An 11,860-nucleotide genomic window follows, 5' to 3' on the forward strand; every position below is an offset into this window, starting at 1 on the left:
TCCTCTTTATTCATTATTCATCTCACAATAAACCTTATGTATCCTGCTCGGTAAATGATTTTTGACCATATCGCTGGTGATTTTTTCAGGTCTGACACATAACTTTAATATAATATATCTATTTACTTTCTCAATAAAAATATTTTTATTATTTTTATTTTTGTTTAGCTTAATCTCTCTGTAACACTGACTAATGATATCATATAATTGGCTAATTTCATACCTTTTTTCGTCCATAAACAGCCGTTTGGGGATAGGATGAATGGTTTCTATTGCTTTTACGTCTTCAAACTGTATCCATGGGGTTTTTTGTAATATTTTTCGTGCTTTGCTTTTTGTCTTCTCTTCTTCTCTACATAGACATAGTGAACAAAGTGAATTGCTTTTAGGCAGTAGTTTTGAACCGCATTTTCTACACTGATGTTCATCATCGCCGTTTTGCTCCTCACCTGCATTATTACCAACAATTACTCTAATTTCTTTAATCCCTGGAATTTTTTGGGTTATAGTTTTTAAAAAAATTGCTTTTTTATAATGTAGTTTATTTGCCAGCACTGGGCTGCTTACTTCCATATAAAGAATTTTATTTTTTATAAATAATTGCCTAGTTTTTTCAAAAACTTCTTTTTCTACTAGAGACTGATATATTTCTAATAATGATAATTGTTCTTTGATGTTTCTGTGATTAATTTCTTTTAACAGCTCTTTTATATGTTGCATTTTATATTTCTATTATATTAACTTTTGCTTTAAATACTTCAACTGATTTTTCTGTGGAAGTGACAATAACCTGAAGCTTCATATCCAAAAGATTTTTCATAATTACAGCTTTTTCAGCATCCAGACCCATAAAGGCGTCATCAACGAGCACAACAGGACTAATTGAATATTTTTCAACATAATAGTCTTTCTCTGCCAACTTTAATAGTATAGACAAAATTCTTTTTTCACCTAGTGAAAGGTATTTTTTAACTTCTGTTTCTCCGGTTTGAACTGAAAAATCATCGCGATGCGCCCCATACAGGCATTCCCGGTATTGCCTCTCTTTATTAAGAATTTCCTGTCCTGGGTATTCTCCCATTGTATCCTTATAAAAAATTTGTATGTTTTTATATTGCGCACGCGCAAAATATTCTTTCAAATATTTGTTCAATTTTTTTTCTATATATAAAACAAACTCTTTTCTTTTTTTTACCAACTGTTTATTTAAATCCGTCATTTTCTGTTGATAATCCTCCAGCAGGGTTTGGTTTTGAATTTTTTCAGTTTTTAAGACAATGTTTTTAAGTTTGATAATTCTTTTTAAATCTTTGAGCTCATGCATATAATAATTATCGGTTTTTGATAAAATAATATCTAAGTATTTTCGTCTTTTTGTTGGTTCTCCATCAATAATATTGATGTCTTCATGAGTTATGGTAACTGTTGAAAAAATTTTCAACAATTCACTGCTTTTGTTTAATATTTTCTGGTTTATTTTTATTGTTTTTTGTTGATCCTGAATTTGAATTTGAATTTTATTTTCACCGTGATTATCATCACAAACCGTAGCTTTTAAAAGAGCATGGTCCTTTTGCTGCATTATCAGTTCTTTTGTTTGATGCGTTTTTATGGATCTTAAGGTTGATAATAATTGTATTGCCTCTATTAGATTACTTTTCCCTTGTCCGTTTTGACCAGTAATTAAATTGATGCTTTTTTCGAAACTTATTTCTCTATTTTGGTAATTTCTATAATTGATAAGCTGAATATCTTTTATTTGCATGCATATTTCAATCTCTTTTTACTTTTATTGGCATCATAATATAAATATATTCTTTATTGTTTTCTTCTTTAATAACAATCGGTTTCTCATCATTTATAATATCAATAAAAATCTGGTCCGTTTCCAGGTTTTTTAATACCTCAATCATCAGCCGGACGTTGAAAATTACCTGTATAGCCTTATCGCCTTTTGTTTTAATTTTAATTTTTTCGCTTCCATCACCAAAATCAGGTGTTACTGAACTGATAACCAGGTTTTCTTCAATAACCTCTATTTTAACCATATAAGAATTTCTCTGCGCTATAATATTTATTCGTTCGCAGCCATCTAATAATTCTTTTCTATTTATTTTTATTTGAAGTTTATGTTCCTGAGGAATTAACAGTTTGTAATCCGGAAATTTTCCTGTAATTAGTCTGGAATAAAGTGAAATATGATCGCATAAAAACAATACTTTGTTCTGGCCAAGTCTTATTACCAACTCCTTTACTTCCAAAATATTAATTATATTTAACGCCTCTTTAATGGTCATAATTGGAATAATGGCTGTAATATTTTCATTGGTTTCAAAGTTTATGTCGTCTTTTGCCAGCCTGTAACCATCTGCGGCAACAAATAATAACTTTTGCTGATCTTTTAATATATCAACCAGTACTCCGTTTAGAATTAATTTTTCTTCCTCATTAGAAGCAGCAAATGATACTCTTCGTACCATGTCTTTAAACATATTAATGTCTAGTTTTATTTCTTTATATTCTTCAATTTTCATATTTTCCGGGAAATCATTAATGTTTGATGTAAATATATTAAATGTGGAATTACCACCCTGGATAATTACTGTATTATTTTCACTTAAATAAATTGTTACTTCACCGGCAGGTAATTTACTAATAATATTAAAAAATGTTTTAGCATGAACCAGTGTTTTTCCTGATTTATTAACAGTAGCCTTTAATTCGCTTATTATATTGGTTTCCAGGTTATTGGATGTAATAATTAGTTTATTTTCCAACGCTTCCAGTTTGAAGCATTTTAAAGCCTCTACTGAAGTTCTTTCATTCACAGCATTAACACAAATAGATAATGCTTTTAATAAATTTTCTTTTCCACAACTGATATTCATTTATAATCCTCCTAGTTTAATATTTTATTATATATAAAAGCTACGAATTACTCATACATACTGTTTATAAGTGGAAAAAATTAAAAATTAGAGACTATTATCATTAAAGTTTATCCACAAACTAAACTCTTTTTCCTCCTTGTTATCCCGTATTTTTATATAACTTTAATTGTTTTTATATTTATTAAGAAATTATTAACAGGATATAAATATAAAAACATAAAAAATTTATTCAACCAAAATAAGCTTAATTTGATTTAAAGCACTTTTTAAATCATGATTCTTTTTGATTTCATTATTTATTTTATCACAAGCATGCATGACAGTAGTATGGTCCCGGTTACCGAAACTTTCTCCAATTTTCGGCAATGAATAATTAGTTAGATCTCTAGCAAGAAACATGGCAACTTGACGAGCGTGAGCTATTTCCTTTGTACGAATTTTTGCGGATAAATATTCAATATCAATATCATAATATTCAGAAACAGTTTTTTTAATTTTTGATAAAGAAATGGGTTTTTTGGCCTTATCTTTAACGATATCTTTAATAACATCCTTGGCTAAATTTATTGTTATTTGCTGATTAACCAGGGAGGCATAAGCAATAATTTTAATTAACGCTCCCTCCAGCTCTCTTACGTTTTCCGGTATCTGAGAGGCGATATAATAAATAACATCTTTTGGAACAACCTGAATGTCTGGTTCAATTTTTTTATAAAGAATTGCTATTCTGGTTTCCAGTTCAGGAGACTGAATATCGGCCGATAAACCCCATTCAAAACGGGAACGCAGACGATCTTCAATAGATGGTATATCTTTAGGAAGACGATCAGAAGTAATTACTATCTGTTTATTCATTTGATGCAGATTATTGAATGTATGAAAAAATTCTTCCTCAGTTTTTTCTTTGCCTGCGATAAAGGGAATATCATCAATTAAAAGAACGTCTACACTTCGATAACGCTCCCTGAAATTCATTATTTTATTATTTTGCAGGGAATGAATCAGATCGTTAGTAAAATCTTCCGCGGTAGTATATAAAACATTTAGCTGCGGATATGTTTCCAAAACCTTATTACCAATAGCATGCATAAGATGTGTTTTTCCTAACCCGACTCCACCATAAACAAACAACGGGTTATAGGCTTTGCCGGGAGCCTTGGAAACAGCAACAGCAGCAGCATGAGGAAAACGATTACACTGGCCTACAACAAAATTATCGAAAGTATACTTTGGATTTAGGGGATTTTTGGTTGTTTGGGGAACATAAGCTTTTTCTTTTATTTGATAAGATACTGCTGGTTGGGCCTGAACTTCCAATTCATCGGCAGTATCAGCGATATTAATGTCGCGATCTATTTCGGTACGAATAAGGTCATTTATGTTTATTTCTAGAATAATATCCATATCCGAATAATCTTTAACTGCTTTTTTTATATAATATTCACTTTTATCCAATACCCATTTTTTCATAAAATTGTTTGGAACACCTAAAATTAAGGTATTATTAAAAAAAGAAATAGGCTTAACCGCTTTTTGAAAAGTTGAATACGAAACTCTACCCAATTTTTCTTGTAAAAAGCAATCGACTACCTGCCAGATTTCTATAACACTTTGTTGCGTGACCATAAGAATTTTTTAACCTTTTCTCTGTGGACAACTCACTGTTGATAACTAATATATCAGACTTTTTATTATTCTTCAACAGGCCAAAGTTACAATTTTGTAAATATTATCCACCGCCAAGAAAGCGAATAATTTCAAGCTTGTCACCATTTTTTAAATAAGTTTTGTCGTAGACAATTTTGTCAAGTATTTTTTTATTTCTTTCAACAACAATTAAATCAATATTTATTTTAAGTTTTAATAAAAGTTCCTGAACAGAACATGTTTCGGATAAAACTTTTTCCTGACCGTTAATGATTATTTTCATTTCCTGTTTTTAACACCCTGAAAATCATAAGACCAATTTTTTAAAGCAGGATCAATTTCATGGAACTCCAGCATTTTCATAATGGTTTTTAAAGATCTGTGATCAGCGATAGAAAATTGTTCTCCGGATGAATTGCCGCCCGAATAACCACCGGGATTAGTTTTTGAGGCGGCACTCATCTGAGTAACGCCCAGTTTTATTAAGTGATCGCGCAGTGAAGACGGTTCTCTGGTAGATAAAGTAATGCCCGCAGACGGAAGGAATAATCTGATTGCCAGAATCATTTGAACCAGGTCCTGGTCTGTGACTTTATTTTTTTTCTTTTTGTTACCGTGAGCATACCGTAACCGGGGAAAGGAAACAGCTATTTCCGAACGCCAGTACTTTTTTTGCAAATATTGTGTATGCAGGCCAAGCATTGCCATTTCGTATCTCCAGTCAAAAAGACCAAGCAAAGCACCAACTCCCATTCTTCTGAATCCTGCAGTCAAAGCCCTGTCAGGACTGTTCAGGCGATACAGATAGTTCTTTTTGCGTCCGGCCAGGTGAACTTTTTTATATGTTGGGGCATGATATGTTTCCTGATAAAGGGTCAAACCTGTTGCACCAGCCTGGATAAACTTTTTATAGGCAGCAATACCAGCAGGATAAATTTCCAAAGAAACCGAAGAAAAAAAATCTCTGGCCAGACAAATCATTTCAGTTAAATATGAAGTATCAACAATATTCGGAGATTCGCCGGTAAGCAGCAGAATATTGTCAAACCCCATTTTTTTTAAATGCTGATATTCTTTAATTGCTTCTTGTTTGGTAAGAGTTTTTCTCTTGATATCGGACATTTTATTAAAACCGCAATAAAGACATTGGTTTTGACATTCATTAGACAGATAGAGAGGTACATAAAGCTGAATTGTTTTTCCAAACCATGTGTTTGTGAGCTGCCTGGCTTTTTGAGCCATTAGAGATAAAAAAGGAACAGCGGCAGGGGAGAGAAGACACAAAAAATCATTATAATCAGGTTTTTCCTTATTTAACATACTTAATATCTGGTTTTCTGATAAAGCTGACGGAATAGAAAAACTTTCTTTATAAAGCATGGAATTTGTTTTCAAGAAATCGTGAAAACTCATAAACTAAGCCAGGATAAAGGACTGGAAGCGGAGGAAGTATCAAGCTCACCGGCAATTCCGGCTTCAAAAGCCTCACGACCTGCAATAACCGCATTTTTAAAGGCCTCAGCCATGAGTATGGAATTGCGCGCAGTAGCAATAGCAGTATTTATCAGGACAGCGTCAGCTCCAAGCTCCATTGCAGCTGCGGCATCGGAAGGTTTACCCAGTCCTGCATCTACAACTACAGGTATCAAAGATTGTTTAATAATAATTTTGATCATGTCTAGAGCGCGCAATCCCTTATTGGACCCGATTGGTGCTGCCAGAGGCATTACGGTTGCAGCTCCGGCATCTTCCAGTTTTTTAGCTAAAACAGGGTCTGGTTGTATATATGGCAAGACAACAAAACCTTCTTTAATAAGCTTTTTTGCGGCCTTTAGGGTTTCTTCTCCGTCAGGAAGCAGATAGTTCGGATCAGGTGTAACCTCGAGCTTAATCCAGTTAGATACTCCGGCTGCCCTGGCCAGCATTGCAAGCCTTATTGCTTCCTGAGCGTTTTGAGCGCCAGAAGTATTGGGAAGTATCAGATAATTTTTCGGTGATAAATGACGCATAATATGGTCTTCAGGATTATCCAGATCCACCCTGCGTAATGCAACAGTGACCATTTCAGTTGCAGATGCTTTAAGTGCTTTAACCATTTGTTCGGGAGAAGAAAATTTTCCCGTTCCGACAAATAATCTCGAAAAAAATTTTTTATCAGCAATTTGTAAGGAAGACTTTTTCATTGCTTAAGTATTGTACATTTTTCAGGCTCTAAATGCAAACCCGGAATAACCCCCGGAGCCTTAAGAAACACAAATTTTGCAGGAGGAAATTCTTTTAACATCTATTTTTCTAAATGAAGAAGTTAATGCATCAAAGGTTAGCAGTTTATTTGTTAACAATTTTCCGGTACCTGTTAAATATTTTATTGCTTCAGTGGCCTGTATAAGCCCGATTATTCCGGGAACCGTAGCCAAAACACCCGTATCAGGTTGAGCTTTGCCGGTTTTTGGTAGTTCTTGGAAAACACACTGATAACAGGCACTTTTACCTGGAATTATTGTCATAGTTTGTCCTGAAAATTCCGCTACACCGGCATGAGAAAAAGCTTTTTTCAAGGAAACACAGGTGCTATTTATTAAAAATTTTGTCTCAAAATTATCCGTGGCATCAATAATAAAATTAAAATCATTAACCAAATTTGCACAATTCTTTTTATTAAAAAAAACAGGGTAGGGAATGATTTTAAGGTCAGGATTAAGATTTAATAATTTTTCTTTTGCAGATTCTACTTTTAGTTTCTTGAGGTCAGTTGAAGAATGAATAATTTGCCTCTGCAGATTGGACAGACTGACCATATCAGCATCAACCAACCCGATTGTTCCAACACCACTGGAAGCCAAATAAAAAGCTGCAGCTGAACCAAGGCCTCCTACACCGATAATAAGAACACGAGAATTGAGAAGTATGGATTGTTTTTGCAGACCGAAATTATCCAGCAATAGATGTTTACTGTAACGTTTTAACTGGTTTTCAGATAGTTTCATATGGAGTTATAATAGCTCTTTATGAAAAACCAGTCTATTGGCAAACAAACTGCATTAATTACAGGCCCAACCAGCGGAATAGGATATGAACTGGCTTTGCTTTTTGCCAAGGATGGTTATAACCTCATTCTTGCTGCCAGGACCAAGCAGAAACTGGAACAAATGAAAGCAGATCTTGAAAAAAAGTTTGCTATAACAGTTCATATTATAGCTATTGATTTATCAAAACCTGATTCACCAAAACAACTATATGAGCAACTTATTAAACAAGAAGTAAAAATAGATATTTTAGTTAATAACGCCGGCTTTGGAAATTATGGATTCTTTTGTCAGACCGATTTGGATGTAGACCTGGAACTTTTGCAGCTCAACATAGTCACACCGACCATACTTACCAAGCTGATTTCAGCAGATATGATAAAAAGGAGGCAGGGTAAAATTTTAAATGTAGGCTCCGTAGCTTCCTTTTTTGCAGGCCCGTATATGAACACTTATTTTGCCAGTAAAAATTATATTTTAAGTTTTTCACTGGCGCTTCATTGCGAATTAAAATCAGCCGGAGTGAGCGTTTCCTGTTTATGCCCGGGGCCAACTCAAACCAATTTTGGAAACCGCGCACATTTTCATCATAAGCTTAATCGCAGACATATAATGGATGTAAAAAAAGTCGCAGAAACAGGTTATAGGGGATTATTTAAAAACAAAGCCATTGTCATTCCGGGATTTCAAAACAAATTAATTATTTTTTCTGCCAGATTTGCCCCCAGATTGTTGCTGACTAAAATGGTTAAAAAATTAAGCGGATTTTAGCTTTTTTAATAGTTTAAGAAAATTGAGTTTGCCTGATAGCTTCATATAAAACAATACCAACAGATGTAGCCAGATTGAGGCTGCGAACCTGCTTGTTAAACATTGGAATAGTCAAAGTATTTGGATTATCAATTATTAAATTTTGCGGTAAACCTCGAGTTTCCGGACCAAAAACCAGTACATCATTTATCTTATAGGAAACTTCGAAATATGACTTTTTTGCTTTAGTTGAGAAAAAGTAGAAACAAGAGTCCGGGAGCAGGGCATATATTTCATCAAGAGAGTCAATTATTGTGATGTTGACATTATGCCAGTAATCCAGTCCGGCTCTTTTTAAATCTTTATCTTTTATAGAAAATCCCAGAGGTCTTTTTAAAAATAATTTGCAGTTTGTGGCCAGACAGAGTCTAGCTATATTGCCAGTGTTAGGCGGTATTTCAGGTTCGTACAGCAGGATATTAAACATTGATAGCCTCGAGCAGTTTACTAAAATCATTAGCGCAGGAAATGCTGTTTCCAATGCTGCGAAGCTCTTTGGCATTACTTAAATTTTTGGTGTATTTACCTACAAATTTGCGAAAAAGATTGCTGGCTTTTTTCTCCGGAAACAAATTAAGTAAATATCCATAATGTTTCCTTAATGTATCCTGCAGGGATATGGATGTAAGTTTCAGGCAATCACTTATAAGCCAGGGATTTCCCATCAGACCTCGACCAAGCATTATAAAATCTACAGGATACTTAACGTTGTGAGCAGTAATTTCAGAGGAGGTTTTAATATCTCCAGAACCTATTAATTTCAGTGTAGTAATTTTGCGTAAGTCTATAAATTTACTCCAATCAGCCGAGCCGCTAAAGAGCTGAGTTGCATAACGCGGATGAAGGCAAATGGCATCGACTCCCTCAAGCTGGGCTATACGTGCCAGTTGTAAATAATTTTCTTCTGCAGCTGACCAGCCCAATCTTATTTTTATAGTCAAGGGTATTGATATTGCCTTCCTGACAGCTTTTATGATATGTTGGCAGAGAGTGATATCTTTCATGAGTATAGCCCCGGCACCCTGTTTAACAACTTTTTTTACCGGACAACCAAAATTGATATCAATAACATCAGCGCCCTTGTCTTCAAAAAACTTTGCGGCATAAGCCATACTTATTGGATCCTTGCCGAATATCTGTGTAGAAACAGGATGTTCGCCGCTGATAAACGAGAATGAGCGGCACTTGGAGCTGTTTTTATAAACCCCGATTGCGGATATCATTTCTGTGTAAGATAAACCGATACCAAAATCTCTGGCCAGCTGCCTGAATGAATAATCGGATATACCGGCCAAAGGTGCACAGACAAGGTTGTTTTTTAGTTGTAAACTACCGATATTAGGCATTAAGAAGCAGTTCTTTAATGGCTTTGAATTCTTCGTCTGAAGAAAAATGGACTATAAAATGACCCCTGTTATTTTTGTTTAAAATTTTAGTTTTGAACTTGCAGCCGCTGAGCACAGCTGTTGATTTTTTTTTGATTGTCAGAGCAGATTTGTTAATCAGATTTTCTACTTCACGAACACTTAACTCTCTGGTAGTAATTTTTTGTAACAATGAATCCTGCTCTGAAGATTCTTTAAAATGAAGAATCGCTCTGGCGTGACCCTCAGTAATTTGACCTTCGGTTAAAGCCTTTTTGCATTTGTCACTAAGTTCCAGAAGACGGAGGGCATTAGTAATAGCGGAACGGCTTTTTCCAACTTGTTCGGCAAGCTGTTGTTGAGTATAGTGGTGTTCATTAATAATATTATAATAAGCCAGAGCAGCATCCAGAGCATTTATATCTTCACGTTGGATATTTTCTATCAGGGAAAGCACGCGACTGTCCTGATCCGTAACTTCTTTTTTTACGATTGCAGGTATGGATTCATAGCCCAGCATTGTTGCAGCCCTCAGTCTTCTCTCTCCGGAAATAAGTTCATAGGTTCCTTTTGAGTTTTTTCTGACAACAATCGGCTGTATAAGTCCATTGGCTTTGATTGATGAGGCCAGCTCTTGAATAGTATTATCAGAAAATTGTTGTCTGGGTTGAAATCTGTTTTTTTCAATAAGCTTCAGGGGTATGTCTTTAAACTGACTGGTTTCATCATCAACAACTTCCCGTATCTGAGTATAATCCGGAATGAGAGCAGATAAGCCGCGTCCAAGTTTACTGGCCATAAAAAATCTCCTTTACTAAATTTTTATAAGCTTTTGCGCCTTTTGATTTTTTGTCATATATTATGATGGGTTCCCCGAAACTGGGAGCCTCGCTTAAACGGACATTTCTGGGAATTACGGTTTGAAAAACCTTTTCTTTAAAATATTCACGGGCCTCTTCTTCCACCTGACGGCTAAGAGTAACACGTTTATCAAACATTGTAACAACAATACCCCTTATCTGTAGTTCGGGATTTAATGCTTTTTTTACCAGATCTATTGTTCCTGTAAGACGAGCCAGACCTTCAAGGGCATAGTATTCAGACTGTACCGGGATGAGCACGTAGTGACTGGCTGTCAGAGCATTGATCGTTAAAAGGCCCAGGGAGGGGGGGCAATCGATTATAATATACTCGAACATATCCTGAACCCTGGAAAGACAAACCTGAAGGAATCTTTCGCGGTTAAATTCAGATACAAGCTCTATCTCGGCACCTGCTAAATCCTTGGTTGAAGGCAATATATACAGGTCGGAAATAGCAGTTGGATAAATTGCTTTATTTACATCAACAGACTTTAAAAGCACATCATAAACCGTGTAGGTAAAGGTTTTGTCGTAAAGACCCAATCCACTTGTAGCGTTAGCCTGAGGATCAAGATCAATCAGCAATGTTTTATGATTTTTTTTACCCAAAATTGAGGCAAGGCTCACTGCTGTGGTGGTTTTTCCTACTCCTCCTTTTTGATTTACTATGCAGTATATATTCTTTTTGTTCATTATTTCCTCCCTGATAAAGGTTTGCTTGAAGCGAGCCCCACTGACCGGGGTAATTTTATTGAGGGTTCTTTAATTCTCTGAAAATGAAGAATATAACGTTTTTGTAGTGCAAGAGAATAAGGAAAGGTATTAATTAACATAAACCCCAGTTTCTCTTTAATTATGTCAGCAATAGCAAGCTCCTCATCAAGCTGTTCACTTTTCATGGCCAAAAAATGGCCATTAGCCTTGAGAAGAGGCGCGGCATATTCCAGTAGAATATCCAGACGGGCTAGAGATCTGGCTACCAAAATATCAAAAAAATTGCCGGATTTAAGGGCAAAATTTTCAAGCCTGTCGCAAGAGGCTATAGCGTTTTTTATGTCATATAAAGAGATTATTTTATTAACAAAATTTATTTTCTTGGCGGTAGAGTCAATTAAGAAAGTTTTTATCTGTGGATTTTCCAGAGCAATAACCAGACCGGGAAAACCGGCACCGGTACCCATGTCCAGAAGGGCAGAGGGTGACGATAAATGCTTTTTAATATAATCTGAAAGGACGAGGCTGTCCTCTATATGTTTTAC

At 35.0% G+C, this 11,860-nt stretch carries 14 protein-coding genes; 1 reads left to right on the top strand and 13 read right to left on the bottom strand.

Going from position 1 to position 11,860, the window contains the following annotated elements:
• Positions 1-6: 6 nt before the first annotated feature.
• The 8 genes from PHV30_00830 to PHV30_00865 all read right to left on the bottom strand — a co-directional run bounded on the left by PHV30_00830 (position 7) and on the right by PHV30_00865 (position 7,525).
• Complete coding sequence (locus PHV30_00830) at positions 7-720, bottom strand: DciA family protein (GenBank protein MDD5455555.1); 714 nt, start codon at positions 718-720, stop codon at positions 7-9.
• Position 721: 1 nt separating this feature from the next.
• Positions 722-1,765 carry a DNA replication and repair protein RecF gene (gene recF, locus PHV30_00835; GenBank protein MDD5455556.1) on the bottom strand — a complete coding sequence of 348 codons (1,044 nt, stop codon included), beginning with the start codon at positions 1,763-1,765 and terminating at the stop codon, positions 722-724.
• 7 nt (positions 1,766-1,772) lie between these two features.
• A complete protein-coding gene (dnaN, locus tag PHV30_00840) occupies positions 1,773-2,888 on the bottom strand; it encodes a DNA polymerase III subunit beta (GenBank protein ID MDD5455557.1) in 1,116 nt (371 codons plus the stop codon).
• A gap of 228 nt (positions 2,889-3,116) precedes the next feature.
• A complete protein-coding gene (dnaA, locus tag PHV30_00845) occupies positions 3,117-4,517 on the bottom strand; it encodes a chromosomal replication initiator protein DnaA (protein ID MDD5455558.1) in 1,401 nt (466 codons plus the stop codon).
• Positions 4,518-4,620: 103 nt separating this feature from the next.
• Positions 4,621-4,821: a sulfur carrier protein ThiS gene (thiS, locus tag PHV30_00850; GenBank protein MDD5455559.1), complete on the bottom strand. Its 201-nt coding sequence runs from the start codon at positions 4,819-4,821 to the stop codon at positions 4,621-4,623.
• The gene (gene thiH / locus PHV30_00855; GenBank protein ID MDD5455560.1) at positions 4,818-5,951 is read right to left on the bottom strand and encodes a 2-iminoacetate synthase ThiH; all 1,134 of its coding nucleotides are present in this window, start codon (positions 5,949-5,951) and stop codon (positions 4,818-4,820) included. Before thiH ends, thiS begins: the two co-directional genes overlap by 4 nt.
• On the bottom strand, positions 5,948-6,721 hold the full coding sequence (locus tag PHV30_00860; GenBank protein MDD5455561.1) for a thiazole synthase: 774 nt from the start codon (positions 6,719-6,721) through the stop codon (positions 5,948-5,950). Before PHV30_00860 ends, thiH begins: the two co-directional genes overlap by 4 nt.
• 60 nt (positions 6,722-6,781) lie before the next feature.
• Positions 6,782-7,525 (bottom strand): HesA/MoeB/ThiF family protein, encoded by a 744-nt coding sequence (locus PHV30_00865; GenBank protein MDD5455562.1) that lies wholly within the window; start codon positions 7,523-7,525, stop codon positions 6,782-6,784.
• Between the two features lie 21 nt (positions 7,526-7,546).
• Between PHV30_00865 and PHV30_00870 the strand changes: the two genes are divergently transcribed.
• Positions 7,547-8,335 (top strand): SDR family oxidoreductase, encoded by a 789-nt coding sequence (locus PHV30_00870; protein MDD5455563.1) that lies wholly within the window; start codon positions 7,547-7,549, stop codon positions 8,333-8,335.
• Between the two features lie 13 nt (positions 8,336-8,348).
• Here PHV30_00870 and PHV30_00875 read toward each other — a convergent pair whose 3' ends face one another.
• From PHV30_00875 to rsmG, 5 genes are all read right to left on the bottom strand, one after another.
• Positions 8,349-8,801: a tRNA (cytidine(34)-2'-O)-methyltransferase gene (locus tag PHV30_00875; protein MDD5455564.1), complete on the bottom strand. Its 453-nt coding sequence runs from the start codon at positions 8,799-8,801 to the stop codon at positions 8,349-8,351.
• Positions 8,794-9,720 (bottom strand): tRNA-dihydrouridine synthase family protein, encoded by a 927-nt coding sequence (locus tag PHV30_00880; protein ID MDD5455565.1) that lies wholly within the window; start codon positions 9,718-9,720, stop codon positions 8,794-8,796. The genes PHV30_00875 and PHV30_00880 overlap by 8 nt, the downstream gene beginning before the upstream one ends.
• Positions 9,713-10,537 carry a ParB/RepB/Spo0J family partition protein gene (locus PHV30_00885; protein MDD5455566.1) on the bottom strand — a complete coding sequence of 275 codons (825 nt, stop codon included), beginning with the start codon at positions 10,535-10,537 and terminating at the stop codon, positions 9,713-9,715. Before PHV30_00885 ends, PHV30_00880 begins: the two co-directional genes overlap by 8 nt.
• Positions 10,527-11,294: a ParA family protein gene (locus PHV30_00890; GenBank protein ID MDD5455567.1), complete on the bottom strand. Its 768-nt coding sequence runs from the start codon at positions 11,292-11,294 to the stop codon at positions 10,527-10,529. The genes PHV30_00885 and PHV30_00890 overlap by 11 nt, the downstream gene beginning before the upstream one ends.
• A partial coding sequence (gene rsmG / locus PHV30_00895) for a 16S rRNA (guanine(527)-N(7))-methyltransferase RsmG (protein MDD5455568.1) occupies positions 11,294-11,860 on the bottom strand: 567 nt, incomplete at its 5' end. The genes rsmG and PHV30_00890, both read right to left, overlap by 1 nt.

The organism is Candidatus Margulisiibacteriota bacterium (assembly GCA_028715625.1).
Lineage (GTDB): Bacteria > Margulisbacteria > Riflemargulisbacteria > GWF2-35-9 > GWF2-35-9 > JAQURL01.